At 73.6% G+C, this 19,420-nt stretch carries 13 protein-coding genes; 4 read left to right on the plus strand and 9 right to left on the minus strand.

All coding sequences use genetic code 11. The features are described from left to right. Positions 1 to 22 precede the first annotated feature (22 nt). Positions 23 to 769 carry a siderophore-interacting protein gene (locus ACEY2A_RS07150; protein WP_374927911.1) on the plus strand — a complete coding sequence of 249 codons (747 nt, stop codon included), beginning with the start codon at positions 23 to 25 and terminating at the stop codon, positions 767 to 769. An 82-nt stretch (positions 770 to 851) separates the two neighbouring features. After that, complete coding sequence (locus tag ACEY2A_RS07155; protein ID WP_374927912.1) at positions 852 to 2,246, plus strand: 8-oxoguanine deaminase; 1,395 nt, start codon at positions 852 to 854, stop codon at positions 2,244 to 2,246. A gap of 5 nt (positions 2,247 to 2,251) precedes the next feature. Here the strand turns inward: ACEY2A_RS07155 and meaB are convergent, their stop codons facing one another. From meaB to ACEY2A_RS07180, 5 genes are all read right to left on the minus strand, one after another. Beyond that, on the minus strand, positions 2,252 to 3,241 hold the full coding sequence (gene meaB / locus ACEY2A_RS07160) for a methylmalonyl Co-A mutase-associated GTPase MeaB (protein WP_374927913.1): 990 nt from the start codon (positions 3,239 to 3,241) through the stop codon (positions 2,252 to 2,254). Positions 3,242 to 3,243: 2 nt separating this feature from the next. Beyond that, positions 3,244 to 5,457, minus strand: coding sequence for a methylmalonyl-CoA mutase (gene scpA / locus ACEY2A_RS07165; protein ID WP_374927914.1), 2,214 nt, complete (start codon positions 5,455 to 5,457; stop codon positions 3,244 to 3,246). Further along, complete coding sequence (locus ACEY2A_RS07170; RefSeq protein WP_374927915.1) at positions 5,454 to 7,535, minus strand: methylmalonyl-CoA mutase family protein; 2,082 nt, start codon at positions 7,533 to 7,535, stop codon at positions 5,454 to 5,456. The genes scpA and ACEY2A_RS07170 overlap by 4 nt, the downstream gene beginning before the upstream one ends. A gap of 113 nt (positions 7,536 to 7,648) precedes the next feature. Next, positions 7,649 to 8,287 carry a hypothetical protein gene (locus ACEY2A_RS07175; protein ID WP_374927916.1) on the minus strand — a complete coding sequence of 213 codons (639 nt, stop codon included), beginning with the start codon at positions 8,285 to 8,287 and terminating at the stop codon, positions 7,649 to 7,651. Between the two features lie 24 nt (positions 8,288 to 8,311). Then, the gene (locus tag ACEY2A_RS07180) at positions 8,312 to 10,072 is read right to left on the minus strand and encodes a helix-turn-helix domain-containing protein (RefSeq protein WP_374927917.1); all 1,761 of its coding nucleotides are present in this window, start codon (positions 10,070 to 10,072) and stop codon (positions 8,312 to 8,314) included. A 90-nt stretch (positions 10,073 to 10,162) separates the two neighbouring features. On the opposite strand from ACEY2A_RS07180, the gene ACEY2A_RS07185 reads away from it, so the two are divergent. Next, positions 10,163 to 11,617 carry an MFS transporter gene (locus tag ACEY2A_RS07185; RefSeq protein WP_374927918.1) on the plus strand — a complete coding sequence of 485 codons (1,455 nt, stop codon included), beginning with the start codon at positions 10,163 to 10,165 and terminating at the stop codon, positions 11,615 to 11,617. Then, positions 11,614 to 13,104, plus strand: a complete 1,491-nt coding sequence (locus tag ACEY2A_RS07190) for an FAD-binding oxidoreductase (RefSeq protein ID WP_374927919.1) — start codon at positions 11,614 to 11,616, stop codon at positions 13,102 to 13,104. The genes ACEY2A_RS07185 and ACEY2A_RS07190 overlap by 4 nt, the downstream gene beginning before the upstream one ends. Before the next feature lie 78 nt (positions 13,105 to 13,182). Here the strand turns inward: ACEY2A_RS07190 and ACEY2A_RS07195 are convergent, their stop codons facing one another. The 4 genes from ACEY2A_RS07195 to ACEY2A_RS07210 form a co-directional block, all read right to left on the minus strand. Then, positions 13,183 to 14,205, minus strand: coding sequence for a type IV toxin-antitoxin system AbiEi family antitoxin domain-containing protein (locus ACEY2A_RS07195; RefSeq protein WP_374927920.1), 1,023 nt, complete (start codon positions 14,203 to 14,205; stop codon positions 13,183 to 13,185). A gap of 297 nt (positions 14,206 to 14,502) precedes the next feature. After that, the gene (locus ACEY2A_RS07200; protein ID WP_374927921.1) at positions 14,503 to 16,143 is read right to left on the minus strand and encodes a DEAD/DEAH box helicase; all 1,641 of its coding nucleotides are present in this window, start codon (positions 16,141 to 16,143) and stop codon (positions 14,503 to 14,505) included. A gap of 290 nt (positions 16,144 to 16,433) precedes the next feature. Further along, on the minus strand, positions 16,434 to 17,600 hold the full coding sequence (locus ACEY2A_RS07205) for a hypothetical protein (RefSeq protein WP_374927922.1): 1,167 nt from the start codon (positions 17,598 to 17,600) through the stop codon (positions 16,434 to 16,436). A gap of 9 nt (positions 17,601 to 17,609) precedes the next feature. Further along, on the minus strand, positions 17,610 to 18,815 hold the full coding sequence (locus tag ACEY2A_RS07210) for an MFS transporter (protein ID WP_374927923.1): 1,206 nt from the start codon (positions 18,813 to 18,815) through the stop codon (positions 17,610 to 17,612). Between the last annotated feature and the right edge of the window lie 605 nt (positions 18,816 to 19,420).

Raw genomic sequence — 19,420 nt, forward strand, 5'->3', positions numbered from 1 at the left:
CGATCACCCGACGAGGAGCACGATGCGCAAGGGATGGCAGGGCGCGGTCCTGAAGGTGTACGGGGCCAAGGACTTCCAGGTGGAGGTCCTCGACGTCCAGCCGGTGACCGAGCGGTTCGTCCGCGTGCGCGCCCGCGGCCCGGAGCTGCTGGCTGCCACCGAGTGGCACCCCACGATGTGGGTCCGGTTGTGGTTCACCGACGACCACGGCAAGCCCCACCAGCGGGCCTACACGGTGATCGACCCCCAGCCCGACGGCACCTTCAGCATGGACGTCCACGTGCACGACGGGCCCGCCGCCCGGGCACTGGCCGGAGCGCAGCCGGGGCAGGTCCTCGACGCCACCCTGCAGGGCTCGCGGTTCACCGTCCCCGAGGGCGCCGTGGAGCACCTGCACCTGGTGGGTGACGCCGCGAGCATCCCGGCCATCCGCACCGTCCTGGACGCGATGCCGCACACCCCCGCCACGGTGTGGCTGGAGGAGCAGGAGCCCTCCGAGTCCCGGATCCCCGTCACGGAGCGGGCCGACGTCGACGTGCGCCGCATCGAGCGCGGCTCCGAGGCGGAGGGGAACCTGGGTCTGGTCCTCGTGGAGCACACCACCGGCGACTGGGCCGCACGCGCGCACAACGGCGAGGACCTCTCGCAGCACTGGTTCTGGCTGGCCCCCGAGGCCTCCGCCTGCCGGATCCTGAGCAGGTTCCTGCGCCAGGAGGTGCAGGTCCCCAAGGAGCGGATCACGGCGCTGGCCTACTGGCGCGCGGCCTGAGACCGACCCACCACCCCCGCCTCGCCCGCCTTCCCGCGCCGCTGCGCTGGACGCCACGCACCACGGACCCCACAGTGGGGAGATGGTCGTGCCTCCCGACGCCGGACCGCTGCTCTGGGTCAAGGACCCCGCGGGCATCCACACCGCCGATCCCGGTGAGCCCGACGCCCGCCGCGGGCTCGTCGTGGACACCGCACGCGGCGTCATCACCGAGCTGGTCCCCGCGGGGCACCAGCCGTCCCGCCACGACTCCACCCTTGCGGCCGACGACCTGGTGGTCCTGCCCGGCCTGGTGAACGCCCACCACCACTTCTTCCAGACCCTCACCAGGGCCTGGGGTCCGGTGGCCGACGAGGGGCTCGCGGGGTGGCTGGCGGGCTCCTACCCGGTGTGGGCCCGCCTGACGCCCGACCTCCTCGAGTCGGCGGTCACCGTCGCCGTCGCCGAGCTGCTGCTCTCCGGGTGCACCACCGCCGCGGACCACCACTACCTCTTCACCGACGGCCTGGAGGAGGCGATCGACGTCGAGGTGGACGTCGTGCGCCGGCTGGGTGCACGGGCCCTGCTGACCCGGGGGTCGATGTCCTGGGGCCAGGCCGATGGCGGCGCCCCGCCGCAGTCCGTCGTCCAGGACCCCGACACCGTGCTCGAGGACTCCCGCCGGGTCGTCGACCGCCACCACGAGCGCGGGGAGGACGCACGGATCCGCATCGGACTGGGCCCGTGCACCGTCTCCACGGTGTCGCGTGAGCTCCTGCGGGACTCGGCAGCGCTGGCCGACGAGCTGGACGTCCGTCTGCACCTGCACCTGGCGGAGACCCGGGAGGACGACGCCTTCTGCCGCGAGCACTTCGGCAGGGGGGCGCTGGACCACGTCGAGTCCGTGGGTGCACTGAGCCCCCGGACCTGGCTGGCCCACGCCATCCACCTCGACGACCGGGAGATCGCCCGCATCGGCGCGGCGGGCACGGGGGTGGCCCACTGCCCCAGCTCCAACACGCGACTGGGCTCGGGCATCTGCCGGGTTCTGGAGCTGGAGAGGGCCGGAGCACCGGTCGGGCTCGGCGTGGACGGCTCCGCCTCGAACGACTCCTCCAACCTCATGCAGGAGGTCCGGGCCGCACTGAACCTGCAGCGTCTGACCGGGGGGCCGTCGCAGGTGCCGGTGCGGCGGGCCCTGGATTGGGCCACCCGCGGGTCGGCGGCCGTCCTGGGCTGGGAGGGCATCGGCGTGCTCCGCCCGGGCGCGCGCGCCGACCTGGCCATGTTCCGCCGTGACGAGCTCCGGTTCGCGGGTTCCCACGATGCCGTGGCCTCACTCGTCCTGTGCGGCGCGCACCGCGCCGACCGGGTCATGGTGGACGGGCGGTGGGTGGTCGAGGACGGGGCCGTGGTGGGGCTGGACCTCGAGCGGACGATCGCTCGGCAGCAGGAGGCAGCACGCACCCTGGTGCGGGGCCACCGCACCACCGGGTGAGGGCCTCAGGGGGTGTCGCGCCAGTCCGAGCGGAGGGCCTGCAGAACCTTCTCGGCGGCCTCGGTGGCGTCCAGGTCACCGCGGGAGACGGCCGCCTCCCAGTCACCCCGGTGCTGCGCCACCGTGGGGGTGGTGCGGGCGGCGGCGCGGAGCTCGGCATCGACCATGGACCACAGCCACTCGCGCTGCTGTTCGGCCCGCCGGGCCTCCAGGCGCCCGGCCTCCACCAGCTCCTGCCGGTGGGACGTGACCGTCTCCCACACCTCGTCGAGCCCCTCGCCGGTGAGCGCGGAGCAGGTGAGCACCTTCGGGGTGTCCTGCGGCCGCATGAGGTGCAGAGCCTGGCGCAGGTCCCGGGCAGCAACCCTCGCCTCGGGGGCGTGCTCCCCATCGGCCTTGTTGATGGCCACCACGTCGGCCATCTCCAGGATGCCGCGCTTGATCCCCTGCAGCTGGTCACCGCTGCGGGCCAGGCCGAGCAGCAGGAAGGTGTCCACCATGCCGGCCACGGCCACCTCGGACTGGCCCACCCCGACGGTCTCCACCACGATCACGTCGTACCCGGCGGCCTCGAGAACCAGCATGGACTCCCGCGTTGCCCGGGCCACCCCGCCGAGGTGGTCACCGCTGGGGCTGGGCCGCACGAAGGCCTCGTCCAGCGCCGCGAGCTCCCCCATGCGGGTGCGGTCGCCCAGGATCGAGCCCCCGGTGCGGGCGCTGGACGGGTCCACGGCCACCACGCCCACCCGGTGCCCCGCCGCGATGAGCCGGCGCCCCAGGGCGTCGATGAAGGTCGACTTCCCCGCCCCGGGCACACCCGACACCCCCACGCGCACCGCACCACCGGTGGCGTGGGCGATGCCGCGCAGGAGCTCCCGGGCAGGCTCCCGCCGGTCGGACCGCATCGACTCCACCAGCGTGATGGCCCGCGCGACGGCCCGACGGTTGCCCGCCAGGACGCTCTCGGCCAGGGCGGCAGGGTCGACTGCGGCCACGCTCAGGCCCCGGTGGTGTCGCCGGAACCCTCGGCCGCGGAGCCACCGGGCGCCAGGCCCGCCTTGCCACGCAGCGTCTCGATGAGGCTCAGCGCCGCCGTGGAGATGACCGTCCCCGGCGGGTAGATGGCGTCGGCGCCCGCGGCACGGAGCTCCTCGAAGTCCTGCTCGGGGATCACTCCGCCGACCACGATGGCGATGTCCTGCCCGTCGAGCTGGTCGAGCTCGGTCCGCAGGGCCGGCACCAGGGTCAGGTGACCGGCGGCCAGCGAGGACACACCCACCACGTGCACGTCGGCCTCCACGGCCTGCCGCGCCACCTCACTGGGCGTCTGGAACAGCGGGCCCACGTCCACGTCGAACCCGAGGTCCGCGTACGCCGTGGCCACGACCTTCTGTCCCCGGTCGTGTCCGTCCTGGCCCATCTTGGCCACCAGGATGCGGGGGCGCCGCCCCTCGTCCTGCGCGAACTGCTCCACGGCGGCACGGGCCGCGTCGATGCCCTCGTCCTGCCCCGCCTCCTGGGAGTACACCCCGCTGATGGTGCGGATCTGCGCGGTGTAGCGACCGAAGACCTCTTCCATGGCATCGCTCATCTCCCCCACGGTGGCGTGGGCCCGGGCGGCCTCGATGCACAGGGCCAGCAGGTTGCCGTCCCCGCGGGCGCCCTCGGTGAGCGCGGTCAGCGCCGCACGGCAGGCGTCCTCGTCACGCTCGGCCCGCAGCTTCTCCAGCTTGGCGAGCTGCTCGGCACGCACGCGCGCGTTGTCGACCTTGAGGATCTCGATGGGCTCGTCCTCGTCCACCGGGTACTGGTTCACCCCGATGAGGGCCTGGCGGCCGGAGTCCAGGCGCGCCTGGGTGCGGGCCGCGGCCTCCTCGATGCGGAGCTTCGGCAGCCCCGCCTCGATCGCCTTGGCCATGCCGCCGGCCGACTCGACCTCCTGGATGTGTGCCCAGGCCCGCTGCGCGAGGTCGTGCGTCAGCGTCTCGATGTAGGCGCTGCCGCCCCACGGGTCCACGGTCTGCGTGGTGCCGGACTCCTGCTGCAGCAGCAGCTGCGTGTTGCGCGCGATGCGGGCGGAGAAGTCCGTCGGCAGCGCGATGGCCTCGTCAAGCGCGTTGGTGTGCAGGGACTGCGTGTGCCCCTGTGTGGCGGCCATGGCCTCGATGCCGGTGCGCACCACGTTGTTGTAGACGTCCTGCGCGGTCAGCGACCACCCGGAGGTCTGGCTGTGCGTGCGCAAGGACATCGACTTGGGGTTCTTCGGCTGGAACTGCCGGACCAGGCGGGCCCACAGCAGCCGGGCCGCGCGGAGCTTGGCCACCTCCATGGAGAAGTTCATGCCGATGGCCCAGAAGAAGCTCAGCCGCGGGGCGAACTTGTCCACGTCCAGCCCGGCCTCGATGCCGGCGCGGAGGTACTCCACCCCATCGGCCAGGGTGTAGGCGAGCTCGAGGTCCTGCGTGGCCCCGGCCTCCTGGATGTGGTACCCGCTGATGGAGATCGAGTTGAACCGCGGCATGTGCTCACTGGTGTGGGCGAAGATGTCGCTGATGATCCGCATCGACGGCTCGGGCGGGTAGATGTAGGTGTTGCGGACCATGAACTCCTTGAGGATGTCGTTCTGGATGGTCCCCGAGAGCTGGTCCTGACCCACCCCCTGCTCCTCGGCCGCGACGACGTACAGCGCCAGGATGGGCAGCACCGCACCGTTCATGGTCATGGAGACGCTCATGCGGTCCAGCGGGATGCCGCTGAACAGCTGACGCATGTCCAGGATGGAGTCGATGGCCACGCCCGCCATGCCCACGTCGCCGGCCACGCGCGGGTGGTCGGAGTCGTAACCGCGGTGGGTGGCGAGGTCGAAGGCCACGGAGAGGCCCTTCTGCCCGGCCGCGAGGTTGCGACGGTAGAAGGCGTTGGACTCCTGTGCGGTGGAGAACCCGGCGTACTGGCGGATCGTCCACGGCTGGTTCACGTACATCGTGGGGTACGGGCCGCGCAGGTACGGCGGGGCGCCGGGGACGGTGTCCAGGAAGTCGAGCTGCGCCAGGTCGTCCGCCGTGTACAGCGGCGGCACGTCGATGCCCTCGGGCGTGGTCCACGGCGCGCGGCCCGTCTCGGCGGGGGCACTGGACCCGCCGTGGTGCGCGGTGTTGGGCGTGCCGAACTGCGGTGCGTCCAGGTCGTGGAAGGTGGGGAAGGTGCTCATCGGGCGACTCCCATCGCGTCGAGCAGGTCGGTCAGGAAGCCGATGACGTCGTCACCGGTGGCGATGGCGGAGTCCGCCGCCTCGATCTCTGCGGCCTTGCCGGCCACCACCACGTGCTGCACGCCGGCCTCGCGCAGGGCCTCGGCCACGGCCGCACCCTGCTCGGCGTTGGTGCCCGGCGCGGCAGCGACGACCGCCACGGCCGGTGCCTCGCCGCAGGCCTCCCGCAGAGCCCCACCCACCTCGTCGGCCGAGGCCACCTCCACGGTCACCGGCTCGATGCCGGCCACCAGCAGCACATTGGCCGCGAAGGTCTCGCGCGGCCCGAAGTCCTTGCGGGCCCCCACACACACGAGCGCCGCCCGGGGCCGCTCACCGTCCAGGGAAGCGGCCGCGCTCCGGTCGCGCAGCATCTCGAAGGGCAGCGAGTCCCAGCTGCGGGGCAGCGCGAGCTCGGCGTCCACCTGCTCGGCGGTCACCGCATCGGTCCCGGTGGGCGCCGCACGGTCAGCGCGGCCACGACGCTCCAGGGGCACCTCCCCGGCCAGCGGGAACATCGAGACCCCGGTGATGCCCTGCGTGCGCGAGGCGAGGCGGTCCAGGCGCATCTGGTCCACCGCCACCACGTTCTTGCACAGGAGCGCGCGCATCTCGGCCGTGGCCAGGCCACCACCGGACTCCAGGCCCTGCACGTACTTCCACGCCAGGTCCACGTAGTGGGCGGTGAGCGACTCCACGAACCACGCCCCGCCGGCCGGGTCGGTCACCGCACCCACGTGGGACTCGGCCGCCAAGAGCGTCTGGGTGTTGCGGGCCACGCGGCGGCTGTGTCCGTCGGGCAGTCCCGCGGCGGTGTCGAAGGGCAGCACCGTGATGGCCTCGGCGCCACCGGCCGCAGCGGCGAAGCAGGCGATGGTGCCGCGCAGGATGTTCACGCTCGGGTCGTCGCGGGTGATGATGCGGCGCCCCATCACGGCGTGCTGGCGGGCGGCGGCCACGGTCGGGTCGGCGTGCCAGTCGGACCCACCAGCGCCCGCCTCCGACGCCGCGACGTGCTCCGCCACGTGCGCCCACAGCGTGCGCAGGGCGCGCAGCCGGGCGATGGTCTGGAACTGCTGCTGCGTGGCCGAGACGCGGAACTCCACCAGCCGGAAGGCATCCCGCGCGGCGATGCCGGCCTCCACCAGCAGCCGCACGGTCGCGATGCCGGTGGCCACGGCCGCGGCCAGCTCCTGCACGTTCGACGCGCCGGCCTCGTGCCAGGCGAGGGTGTCGATGGTGATCGCCCGCATCGGCGCGAGCTCCCGGCCCTCGGCGAGGTCCAGCGCGGTGCACACGATGGCCAGGGTCGCCTCGTCGAGCGTCACCGGCCCCTCGTGCCCCTCGATGGCGGCGTGCCCCACCGGGTCGAGCCCGAAGGAACCCTGCTGCGCGGCCTGCGGCGCCTGCGTGAGCACCGGCTTCCCGTCCAGGAACTCCGCGAGCGCCTTCGCCCCGGCCAGGGACTCGCGCCGGCTCGTGGGGCAGGACAGCGAGATGGGCGCCAGGTCGGTGAGAACCGGGGCGAGCGCGGTGGCGAGGTCCCCCGCATCGATCCCGGCGGAGCCCACCACCAGGTGGACGGAGCTCACGCCGTGCTCGAGGTCGGCGGCCACCTGCTCGGCGGTGCGGGCGGCATCGGGATCGTCGAAGACCTGCCGCACGTCCCACGGCAGCTCCGCCGGGCGCAGCGCCCCACCGCGGGTGAAGGGGAACTCCCCCGGCGCCGCGGCGGGCAGGCCGGGCGCGGTGGCGGCGGTGTACAGCGGCTCGATGGCGTAGTCGTCCAGGGTGCGCGTGCGCAGCGTGTCGACGGCCTCCTGCACCTCCAGCTGCCTGTCCTCGGGGCGCGGCTTGTTCACGACCTTGGCCGCGCTGACCTCCCACGACTCCAGGGAGGCGGGGTCGAAGCCCTCCATGAGGTCGATGTGCGCCTCCCCCACGTCCGCCGGGGGCGCCGTCTCCTCGCCGCTGGGCTCGGCGGCGTCACCGGGGGTCTGCGCGGCCACGGTGGGGTCGGTGTCGGGCGACTCGTTCATGGAACCTCGCTTCGATGGCGCGTTGGGGGGCGTCGATGGGGTGAGCTCGCCACCAAGGATAGTGACCTGGGCCACGGGCCCGGGTGGGCACGGGCCGGGTGGCCCGGCGGGCCTCAGCGGGCGTCGGCCTGCAGCTGCTCGGCCACGCGGTCCACGGCGCCGGACCAGTCGTCCCCGGTGAGGCGGCTGACCTGGCGCACGAGCATGGCGAAGTAGGCGTGCAGACGGCTGAACGCCACGCCGAAGCCCATCTCGTCACTGAGCTCCGCGAGGCGCGCCTGGCCCTCCTTGCCGCCGAGCGCGGCCCCCATCAGCACCAGCGACTCGGCCTGGTGGGCGGCCTGGTGGCGCTCCTCGGAGTCACCCTCCTCCAGGAGCTTGGAGGTGATGGTGCCGAAGCTGTCGTGGACGGCGGCCCCCATCGTGTAGGCGTCGGGCTGCGTGCCCAGGGCCCGGCCCAGCTCGCCGGCGTCGGGCAGCCAGCCACGCTGCTCGGCGGTCACGGAGTCGGCCCGGTCCACCAGCTCGCGTCCCACCCGGATCTGGGCGGCGTGGGCGGCCATCGCCGTCAGGAAGAGCACCGCGTTGGTCCCCAGGGAGTCGCTCAGGGCCATCACCTGCTGGTGGGTGACCCGCGGGTCGCCGATCACCCGGATGACGGTCTCCATGAGCTCGGCGGTCTGCTGGCGGTCGGCGGTCTGGCCGGCATCCGCACCGTGGCCGGAGGACGGGTTCTGCGAGGGGGAGGTCATGGGCGCAGCGTAGACCGGCGCGGCTCAGCCGTCCCCGAGTCCCCGCGCGGCCGCCCGCAGCCGCAGCAGCACGTGCAGCTCCAGGGCCCGGCCCGGCTCCCGCCAGCCCGCGCCGAGCACCTCGTCGACCACGGCCAGCCGCTGGTAGACGGTGTTCACGTGGACGGTCAGTGCGCTGGCGGTCGCACGCGGGCTGCGCCCCGCATCGAGGAAGGCCTGCACGGTGGCCAGCAGGGGCACGCCGCGGCGCTCCTCCTCGGTCTCCAGACGGCCCAGCTCGCGGGCGAACGCGGCCTGCAGGTGCTCGCGTCCGGTCTCGCTGAGCAACACCCGGTACACGCCCAGCTGCGCCGCGGTGGCCACCCGGGGCCCCTCGGAGAGGGCACGCAGCGCCCGCAGGGTCTCGGTGGCCTCGGCGTACGCCCGCGGCAGGCCCCCCGCCGCAGGGACCGGGCCGGCGATGCCGGCGCGCACGCCCGCATCGGACAGGGCCCGCTCCAGCGCCCGCTCCCCCGACCGCACCACCACCACGGCCTCCTGGTGGTGCCGCACCGCCACGGAGTCCGCCGGCAGCGCGGCCAGCCAGGGCGCCACCCCGTGGGCCACGGCGGCGCCCTGCCCGTCCACGACCGCCAGGCAGTAGTCGGACGCCGGGTCCAGACCCGCCAGGCGCAGGTCCTGGTGGCGCGGCTCCACCCCCTCATCGGCGGTGATGAGCTCCACCAGCTGCAGGTGCCGGGCGCGGCCCGAGGCCTCCGCGGCGGCCTCCTGTGCCAGCACGGTGAGCGCCACGGTCGGGGCGGCACGGTCCAGGGCGAGCATGCCGGCCTCGGTGGGCTCGCAGCCGACCGGCAGCAGCCACCCCAGCCGCCGGTTGGCCGCCACCACCGGGCGTGCGGCGGCGTCCGCGGGCCCGACGTCGCTCACGAAACGCACCCGGCCACCCACGGCCACCCCCACCTCGGCCAGCAGCTCCTCCATGCCCCCGCCCCGGAGCACCACCTCGCGCAACCGCTCGTCCCAGGACAGGCTCTGGGCCAGGTGCTCGGAGCGGCGGTCCAGCTGGTCGCGGGCGGCCTCGAGGCGGGCCAGGTTGTCTGCGTTGTCCACCGCGATGCCGGCGTGCGCCGCCAGCGCGGAGAGGAGGGTGATCTCGTCCTCGGAGAACTCGCGCGGGCGCCGGTCCGCGGCGAACAGGGCGCCGATGGCGCGTCCGCGCACCGTGAGCGGGGCGCCCAGCACGCCGTGCATGTGCTCGGCGCCGGCGGCGGCATCGGCCGTGCTGCTGTGGGGGAAGCCGCGGTCGTTGAGGTAGTCCCGCGACCAGCGGGGGCGGGCGTTGCGAATGACCCAGCCGGCCACGCCGCTCTCCACCGGCAGCTCCACCCCCACCAGCTCCGGGGTGATGGCGCCGTCGGTCACCTCGATGCGCAGGAGCTGGCCCCCACGCCGGTCGGTGTGCACCAGCGCCAGGTAGGCCAGGTCCACGCGCAGCAGCTGCCGGGCGTGGGCCACGATCTCCGGCAGCAGCACCGCCGGGGAGCGCATGCTCAGCAGCCGCCCCGCGATGTCGTTGAGCGCCGCGAGCTCACCGGCCCGGCGGGAACGCTCCTGCATCAGGGCCTTGACCTGCACCGCCTGCCCGGCCTGCCGGGCGCCGTCGGGCCCCAGCTGGCGGCCGTGGGCGGTGAGCTCCTCCACCGAGGCGTCACGCAGCAGCAGTTCCAGCCAGGCAGCAGGCGCGGTGGGCGGTTCGCCCACCGGCGGGGTTCGATGCTGTGCCATCCCACCATTGTGCGCCCTCGACACCCCGCCTAGCGTTCAGGCATTCGGCGCGCCACCCCCTGCACGCCCTCGATCCCCTCAGGAGCATCCATGAGCACCGTGGAACCCGCGGCCACCACGGCCCCACGCAGCGCTGACCCGGCCCTCGAGCGCCGCGTCATGCGCAAGGTCTCGATGCGGTTGATCCCCTTCCTCATCGCCCTCTACTTCATCAACTACCTGGACCGCACGAACATCGGCTTCGCCGGCCCCAACGGCATGAGCGCCGAGCTGGGCCTGACCGCCACGATGTTCGGTCTGGCCTCGGGCATCTTCTTCGCCGGCTACCTGCTCCTGGAGGTGCCCAGCAACCTGGCCCTCCACAAGTTCGGCGCCCGCCGCTGGCTCGCCCGCATCATCGTGTCCTGGGGCATCGTGGCCACGGCCATGGCGTTCGTCCCCAACGCCACCTGGCTGTACGTGCTGCGCTTCCTGCTGGGTGTGGCCGAGGCCGGGTTCTTCCCCGGCGTGATCCTGTACCTGACCTACTGGTTCCCGAAGCGTGCCCGGGCCCGCGCCACCGCCCTGTTCCTGCTCGCCATCCCGCTGTCCACCGTGGTCGGCTCGCCGCTCTCGGCCTGGCTGGTGAGCTCCGGTGACGGCGTGTGGGGCCTGTCCGGCTGGCGCTTCATGTTCCTCATGGAGGGCATCCCGGCCGTGCTGCTGGGTGTTGTCTGCTGGTTCTTCCTCACCGACCGCCCCGCCCAGGCCACGTGGCTGGACCAGGACGAGCGCGACTGGCTCGCCGCCGAGATGCAGCACGAGGAGGCCAGCACCGAGAAGCGGTACCACTACCCGCTGGCCAAGACCCTCGTCGACCCCCGCATCTGGGCGCTGGCCTTCGTGTACTTCGGCACCACCTACGGCCTGTACGCCATGAACTTCTTCCTGCCCACCATCATCACCGGGTTCTCCGAGACCTTCGGCACCAAGTACTCGGTCATGGAGGTCGGCCTCATCACTGCCATCCCGTTCGCCTTCGGTGCGCTGGCAATGGTGCTCTGGGCCCGCCACGCCGACCGCACGGGTGAGCGCGTGTGGCACGTGACGCTCCCGCTGCTCCTGGGTGGCGTGGTGATCCCCGCCGCGCTGTACCTCAACTCGCCGTTCATGGCGATGGCGGCCGTCACCGTGGTCTGCATGTGCATCTGTGCGGCGCTGCCGAACTTCTGGCCGCTGCCCACGCGCTTCCTGTCCGGCGCCGCGGCGGCCGGCGGCATCGCGCTCATCAACTCGGTGGGCAACGCCAGCGGCTTCTTCGCCCCGTACATCACCGGGTGGCTGGCCGACCTCACCGGCACCCAGAATGCCGGCATGTGGGTCATCGGCGTGGTGATGGTGGCCGCAGGCCTCACCGTGGTGGCGCTGCGGGCGGCCCCCGCCCCCGACGACGCCTCGGCCGAGGACACCGACTCCGCGGCCGGGCAGGGCACCACCGACGGGCAGGCCGCCGCGTCCGGCACGTCCACCGCATCCACCTCCGCCACGACCGAGGGAGCACGATGACCGACCAGACCACCCACAGCGCGACCGCCGCCATGACCGCCACCCCCGGCGGCCGGGACCCCCAGGAGACCCGCGCCCTGGTGGACGCGGAGCTGGCCCCCGAGCTCACCTCCGGCGCCCTCGTGACGGATGCGGACGTCATCGGGTCGTACTCCCAGGACGAGGCGATCTTCTGCCCCGGTGAGGGCGCCGTCGCCCTGGTGCGCGCCACCACCATCGAGGACGTGCAGGCGACGATGCGGTTCGCGTCGCGCCACGGCGTCCCGGTGGTCCCCCAGGGGGCGCGCACCGGCATCTCCGGTGGGGCGAACGCGGTGCCCGGCTGCCTCCTGCTGAGCGTGGAGAAGATGGCCGAGGTGCTGGAGGTGAACACCGCCGAGCGGACCGTCACGGTGCAGCCCGGCATCATCAACCAGGACCTGAAGGACCACCTGGCGCCGTACGGGTTGAGCTACCCGCCGGACCCGGGGTCGGTGCGCATCAGCAGCATCGGCGGCAACGTGGCCACCAACGCCGGCGGCCTGTGCTGCGTGAAGTACGGCGTCACCAAGGACTACGTGCGCCAGCTGAAGGTGGTGCTGGCCGACGGCTCGCTGGCCACGCTGGGGCCGCGGACCGCGAAGGGCGTGGCCGGACTGGACCTGCGGGGGCTGTTCATCGGCTCCGAGGGCACGCTCGGCGTGGTGGTCGAGGTGACCCTGCGGCTGGTGCCCCAGCTCGCCGACCCGCTGACGGCCGTGGCGACCTTTCCCGACGAGGCCGCTGCCGCATCGGTGGTGGCGGAGTTCATGGCCACCGGGGCGCAGCCCTCCATGCTGGAGATGCTCGACGGGGCCACGCTGGAGATGCTGAACGACTACGGCGACTTCGGGCTCGACGCGGACGCCGGGGCGATGCTGCTGGTGCAGTCCGACGGCTCGGGCGACCCGGCCACCGCGCAGCGGGAGGTGTCGGGCTTCAGCGAGATCGCCGAGGCCGGGGGTGCGCTGGACGTGGCGTTCAGCGACGACGCGTCCGACAGTGAGGCGCTCGTGGCCACCCGGCGCCTGGCGCACCAGGCCTACGAGAAGTACGCCGCAGAGCACGGTGGCGGGCAGCTCATGGACGACGTGTGCCTGCCGCGGGCGCAGATGGCGGCCTTCTTCGACCGGCTGGCGACGCTGCGCGAGGAGACCGGGGTGGTGGTGGCCGTGGTGGCCCACGCCGGCGACGGGAACCTGCACCCCGCGGTGTTCTTCGACGTGGCCGACGAGGACCAGGCCAGCACGGCGCACGCGGTGTTCGACGACCTGATGCAGCTGGGGCTGGACCTCGGCGGAACCATCACCGGCGAGCACGGCGTGGGGTACCTCAAGCGGCAGTGGCTGGCCAAGGAGCTGGACCCGGTGACCCAGCAGATGCACTGGGCGGTGAAGAACGCCCTGGACCCGCAGGGGATCCTCAACCCGGGCAAGATGTTCGCGGAGCTGGCCGGCGCGGACGCCTGAGGGGTGGCCCGACGGTGACCTGACTCGGCAGGTCCGCGCAGACGGCTGGGCCCCATCGGAGACGGTGGGGCCAGCCGTTCATCGTCTCGACATCCGGAGGGCGTGCTCCACCATCGAGCGCACTGCCTCCGGCTTATCCAGGTGACGCCACAGCAGGTGGACCGGCTCGTAGCCACATCGCTGCAGCACCTGGTCCCGGGCCTTGTCCCCAGCGATGGTCTGGCCGTGCTCGGTGTACTTGCCCAGGCCGTCGAACTCCACCACCACGGGCGCATCCTCCAGCGCGAAGTCCACGCGGGCCACCTGGCGGCCCACCGCATCGTGGATCTCCACCTGGCTGCGCACCCGGTACCCGAGTCGGCCCAGCACAAGGCGGGTCCTGGACTCCCCCACGGACTCGCAGCGACCGTCAGCCAGGTCCCGGACGGCGCTCACCACGGCGTGGGCCGGGTGGTGCGCCCGTGCAGCCAGCACCGCCTCGAGCTCCTGGGGCAGCACGAGCCCCGGGGGTCGGACGCCACCTCCCCGGGGGACCCTCCCGCTCGGCCACGCATCTCCCGGCCGGTCGGAGTTCAGGAGCTGCCACCGGTGCAGCGCCGCATCGAGGGCGATGACGCCTGCCTCCACACCATGCAGTGCGGCGACACCGAAGACCGCCTCGGCCGCGGCCACCACGGGGACGCAGCGACGTGTCTCGACCGGCAGGAGCGTCGTCCCGCGATGGATGGTGGATGAGGCGGAGACACGACTGGTACCGCCTCCGGTCCGGGTTCCCCGCACCGTGGCGGGAGGGCGCAGGAGGGGCAGGCCGTGGAGGACGGCGGCGGAGTCGTGGCTCAGTGCGGTTCCCTCCGGCCAGGTCCTGGCAACAGCCGCGGCGCGCAGGGCGTGGGCCTCGGTGCTGTCGGCGCGGCGCAACAGCTCCCCGTCCACGTACGCCCCGTGGCCCACTCGCGCGAGCACCCCCGCCTTGACGAGACGAGCGGTGCCCCTGACGCCGATCCCGAGCTGCCGCAGGTCACCCGAGGTCATGGTGCCGTGGTGCGCCCCCAGGCAGGCGGCGACGTCAGGGGCAGGGCTGGTGGTGGGCGCGCCGGTCATGGTCCGAGGGTGCCGGGAGAGGTGGAGCGGGCGCTGGGGCCGTCCACAGGGGGTTCGGGTCCGGGCCGGAAATGCCCCGGAAGGAGGTCGGTCGCACACCGGCTGTGGATGGCGCCAGCTGTTCGGGCGTACCCCCTCGCGGATCCGCGGTGAACGGGCGTGCCCTCTGGCGGGTCCGCGGTGAGCGGGCGTGCCCTCTCGCCGGACCTGGCACGGCAGAGGTGAACCCGGCACGCCGTGTTCAGCGTGCCGGGTTCACCTCTGCCGTGCCGGGTCGGCCTGTTGGGCCGGGGTACGTCAGCCGCGGGCGCGGCGGGCACCCTGCGACCGGCGGCCGGAGCCGCGAGCAGGACGACCCTGACCGCGCTCCCCACGAGCCGGACGGCCCTCGGAACGCTGAGCCTCGGGACGGGACCCGCCCTCGCCACGCTGGCGCTGCGTGCGGCCGGGGTGCTCGCCCCGGGCCGGGCGTCCCTCGCCACGCTCGCCGCGGGGCGGACGGCTCTCGGAACGGCCGCCGCGGGCTGCGGACTCCGAGGTGTATCGCACCGGGCTGGACTCGGATCGGCGGCCGGAACCGCCACGGCCAGCACCCGAACCGCCGCCCGAGCCTGAACCGCCACGGCCACCCGAGCGGCCACCGCCACGCCGGCCCGAGCCACCGGAACGGCCGGAGCCGCCACCGGACGAACGCCCACCGGAACGCCCACCGCCGGAGCCACCCTGCTGGGGTGCGGCGGTCGCGGCGGCCAGCTCCTCCGCATCGCGGAAGACACGCTCACCCGGCGCGACCTCCTGCAGCACCGGCGCACCCACGGTGGCCCGCGTCTCGGTGACCGGGCGGATCTTGGCCGCCCGCATCAGCGACTTCACCTCACCGCGCTGGTCGGGCATCGCGATGGTGACCACGGTCCCCTCGGCGCCGGCGCGCGCGGTGCGGCCCGAGCGGTGCAGGTACGCCTTGTGCTCGGCGGGCGGGTCGGCGTGCACCACCAGGGCGATGTCGTCCACGTGGATGCCACGGGCCGCGATGTCGGTGGCCACCAGCGTCTGGGCAGTGCCCTCCGAGAAGGCCGCCAGGTTCCGCTGCCGCGCGTTCTGCGAGAGGTTGCCGTGCAGGTCCACGCTCGGCACACCGTTCGCGGTGAGCTGCTTGGCCAGTTTCTTGGCGCCGTACTTGGTGCGCGTGAAGACCACGGTCCGCCCCGGGGCCGCGGCGAGGTCGCGGAGCACGGAGAGCTTGGACTCCTTCTCCACCTCGAGCACGTGGTGGGTCATGGTGGCCACCGGCGACTGGGCGGAGTCGGCCTCGTGCGTGACCGGGTTGCTCAGGAAGCGGTCCACGATCACCTTGATGCCACCGTCCAGGGTGGCGCTGAACAGCAGCTTCTGCCCGTCGCGCGGGGTGGCGCCCAGCAGGCGCTTCACGCCGGGCAGGAAGCCGAGGTCGGCCATGTGGTCGGCCTCGTCGAGCACCACGATCCGGGCGTCGCGCAGGTCGCAGTGCCCCTGGCCGATGAGGTCCTCCAACCGGCCGGGGCAGGCGATGACGATGTCCACGCCCTTGCGCAGCGCGTTCACCTGCGGGTTCTGGCCCACGCCACCGAAGATGGTGGTGGTCGTGAGCCGCTCGGCGGCGGCCAGCGGCGCGATGGCACGCTCGATCTGCAGCGCCAGCTCCCGGGTGGGGGCCAGCACCAGCGAGCGGGGTCGGCCCGCGGCGGGGCGGCGGCGGTCGGCGGCCAGGCGGGCCACCAGGGGCAGCCCGAAGGCCAGGGTCTTGCCCGATCCGGTGCGGCCGCGGCCGAGCACGTCGCGACCGGCCAGGGAGTCCGGCAGGGTCGCGGTCTGGATGGGGGTGGGGGTGGTGATCCCGGAGCGCTCCAGCACGGAGGTCAGGGAGGTGGGCACGCCGAGGTCGGCGAAGTTCTGGGGCACGGTGGCACCGTTCTACTTGAGGTACGCAGGTCCCTCGTGGGACAGGCGGCGTCTCGCGCGGCACGTGGCCTCCCGGGCTGCTCGGTGCAGCCGTGCGTGAACGGTGGAACCGGTCGACGGAACGTCGGGAGCGACGTGGCAACTGCGTCACCCGAGGTGGGCTGGACGGCATCGCCGAAGGGCCCGCGGCAAGACGGGGCGGGCCAGATGCGTGTCAGTCTACGGGATCGATGGGGTGACCCTCACCCGGGAGCCGCGCTCGGCACCCGGGGATGTGCCCGGCCGCGGCCTCAGGGGCGGATGGAGTCGCTGCAGGTGACGCTCGGGATGAGACCGGTCTCCGTCTCGCGGGTGATCTCCTCACCGTTGGCCAGGAAGGTGCACGTGACGTCGAAGTCCTCGTCGGCCACGTCGCCCACGATGTAGAAGCTCACGAACCCGCCCTCCGGGGGAAGGGTGGCCTCGTGGCGCCACTGCCCGTCGAAGTCCTCGGTGCCGGATGCGCCACCGGGAACGTCCCAGTAGGCCGTCGCCGGCCCGGTGCCCTCGGCCTCCAGCACGATGCTGACCTCCTCCGTGGGCTCCGTGGGCTCCGTCGGCTCCGTGGGCTCGGTCGGCTCCGTGGGCTCGGTCGGCTCCGTCGGTTCCGTCGGCTCCGTGGGCTCCGTGGGCTCGGTCGGTTCCGTGGGCTCCGTGGGCTCGGTCGGCTCCGTCGGCTCGGTCGGCTCCGTGGGCTCGGTCTCGGAGTCATCCGCGGGGCTGGTCTCGTCCTCCCCGGGGTCGCGCTCGTCGTCGGACTCGCTCTCCTCGCTCCCGAGGAAGGGCAGGTCGATGCTGGGCATGCCTCCCACCCCACGCACCAGGGTCCACCCGATCCCGCCCACAAGCGCCAGGGCGAGCAGCACCAGGCCACCCACCACGAACAGCGTGATCGACGAGTGGCCAGATCCCCCACTCGCACCGCGCACGGGGTAGGGGTCCGGATCGGGATCGCCCCAGCCTCCTGCCGCGGGCTCACCCCAGCCCTGGCCACCGTCCCCGCCCCAACCGGTCCCTCCCGACGCGTCAGGGGCAGCGGGGCCACCGACGTGACCCTGCCCCTGTGCCCGGCTGGCCTCCCAGTCCCGATGCGGTGAGTCGCCCACCTGCCCGGCGCCGTCACCGGCAGCGGTCGCCCCCGCCCAGCCGCCGCCACCCTGCGAACCGGAACCGGAGCCGGAACCGGCGTCGGGCGGCCCGGCCCAGTCCGGACGGGGCGGCCCGGGGCTCGTGACCGCATCGTCCTGCTGCTGCAGCGGCGCGCCACGCCACGGCTCGTGGGCGAACGTGTCCTCCTGCGGGTCCACGGGGAAACGTCCCTCGCGCCCGGCGCCCTCCCCCTGCGTGCGTGCGTCGTCGTGGCCGTGCCCGTCAGGTCCGCCCTGGCCGTCCCACTGCTCGTCGTCGCGCCCGCTCATGTGCGCAGACTAGCGCCGTGGTAAGGAGGCCACGGCCCACACCCCCGCCACCGCGGTCAGCGCGACCACTCCCAGGGCCACGCCGGACCACCCCATGGCCGTCCATGCGAATCCACCGAGGTACCCGAAGAGGCTGGACCCGGCGTAGTACCAGAAGGTGTAGAGGCTGGTGGCCTGCGAGCGCCCGTGCTCCGGCATGGCCCCCGCCCAGCCCGAGGCCACCCCGTGCACCCCGAAGAAGCCGGCGGTCATCACCACCAGGCCCAGCACCACCAGGGGGAGCCAGGGGTGCAGGGTCACCAGCGTGCCCACCGCCATCACGCCCACCGAGGCCAGCAGCACGCCGCGCCGACCGTGGCGCGCGGCCAGTCCACCAGCAATGCGGGAGGCCGCGGTGCCGGCGAGGTAGGCCAGGAACACCAGGCTCGCCACGCCCACGGGCAGCGAGTACGGGGGAAGGTCCAGCCGGAAGGTGAGGTAGTTGTACACGGCCACGAAGCCCCCCATCAGCAGGAAGGCCTGCATGAACGCGGCCAGGAGCCCGGGGTCACGGTGGTGGGCCAGGGAGGTGTGGAGGATGGTGCGTGCCGACGGCCGCTGGGGGCGGAACCCGCGGGGCGGTGGTGTCAGCACGAAGAAGGCCAGGGTGCAGGCCGCCGCCATGAGGGCGACGCTGAAGGTGCCGGTCCGCCACCCGGCCAGGTCTGCCACCGGGGCGGCGACCACGCGCCCGACCAGTCCGCCGACGCTCGTGCCCGCGATGTACGTGCCCGCGGCGACGGCGGCGACCGATGCGGCCACCTCCTCGGTCAGGTAGGTCACGGCCAGCGCGGCCACTCCCCCCAGGGCGGCGCCCTCCAGCACCCGCAGCACCAGCATCACCTCGAACCAGGGGCACCACGGCACCAGGAGGCCGAGGGTGGTGGCGGACACGAGCGCGATCCGCATGGAGGTCACGCGGCCCACCCGGTCGGCCACCCACGACCAGGGCAGCACCGAGAGCGCCAACCCGGTGGTGGCCGCGGAGATGGTGAGGCTGGCCTGGGAGGCGGAGACCCCCAGGTCGGCGGCGAGCAGCGGCAGGACCCCCTGGGGCGAGTAGAGCTGCGCGAACGCGGCCAGCCCGGCGCACAGCAGGGCGAGGTGGATGCGTCGGTAGTCCGGCGAGCCGGGCGCGTGGCCCTCCCACGCGGCAGGGTGGGGGTCGGCGGGCACCCCTGGAGCCTAGGCCGCGGGGCGGTGCGGGGGGACGTCGCCCGCTCGCGGGGCCGGTGCGGGGCGGGGCAGTGCGGAGGGACGGCGCCCGCCAAGAAGTGGTGAACCGCCCGCTGCGGTGACCAAGGAGTGGTGAACCGCCCGCTCAGCGGCAGTTTCACCACTCCTTGGCGACTGAGTGGTGAAACGACCAGGCAGGAGCCGGCTCGGTCGCAGCGCAGCGGCCACCCCGCAACCCGATTCTGTCGTTCCGCTGTCGTCCCGGTGTCAAACACCTGGGAGGGGGTCCTGGGGCCTCGACGGACTCTTCGGGCCGCCTCTCCACGGGGGAACTGCGTGTGAGCATGAGATCCACCGACAGTCCTGGAGGACCCATGCACCGAGCTCGTCCGGCCACCCGCGTGGCGATGGGTGCGTCCTGGGCTGTCCGCGCCGGGGTCGGTGAGGTGGCGGGGGTGCCATCTCCCGGAGATCCCGGTTTCCACCGGCGGCGCTACGGAGGGGGCCGCCGGAGGGACTGGCCCGAGGAGTCCCGCATCGAGGAGCACCGACGCTGACGACCTGACGAAGCGACCTTCCCCGCCCCACGCAACTCACACACGGGA

This window comes from Kytococcus sedentarius (assembly GCF_041937525.1).
In the GTDB taxonomy this organism is placed as follows: Bacteria; Actinomycetota; Actinomycetes; order Actinomycetales; family Dermatophilaceae; genus Kytococcus; species Kytococcus sedentarius_A.

Bases quoted from the DNA above. Each gene is read 5' to 3' on its own strand.
- ACEY2A_RS07205 (WP_374927922.1), bottom strand. From the start codon at position 17,600: ATGAGCGGGCGCGACGACGAGCAGTGGGACGGCCAGGGCGGACCTGAC.
- ACEY2A_RS07180 (WP_374927917.1), bottom strand. From the start codon at position 10,072: ATGGCACAGCATCGAACCCCGCCGGTGGGCGAACCGCCCACCGCGCCT.
- ACEY2A_RS07185 (WP_374927918.1), top strand. From the start codon at position 10,163: ATGAGCACCGTGGAACCCGCGGCCACCACGGCCCCACGCAGCGCTGAC.
- ACEY2A_RS07195 (WP_374927920.1), bottom strand. From the start codon at position 14,205: ATGACCGGCGCGCCCACCACCAGCCCTGCCCCTGACGTCGCCGCCTGC.
- ACEY2A_RS07190 (WP_374927919.1), top strand. From the start codon at position 11,614: ATGACCGACCAGACCACCCACAGCGCGACCGCCGCCATGACCGCCACC.
- ACEY2A_RS07175 (WP_374927916.1), bottom strand. From the start codon at position 8,287: ATGACCTCCCCCTCGCAGAACCCGTCCTCCGGCCACGGTGCGGATGCC.
- scpA (WP_374927914.1), bottom strand. From the start codon at position 5,457: ATGAGCACCTTCCCCACCTTCCACGACCTGGACGCACCGCAGTTCGGC.
- ACEY2A_RS07155 (WP_374927912.1), top strand. From the start codon at position 852: ATGGTCGTGCCTCCCGACGCCGGACCGCTGCTCTGGGTCAAGGACCCC.
- ACEY2A_RS07150 (WP_374927911.1), top strand. From the start codon at position 23: ATGCGCAAGGGATGGCAGGGCGCGGTCCTGAAGGTGTACGGGGCCAAG.
- ACEY2A_RS07170 (WP_374927915.1), bottom strand. From the start codon at position 7,535: ATGAACGAGTCGCCCGACACCGACCCCACCGTGGCCGCGCAGACCCCC.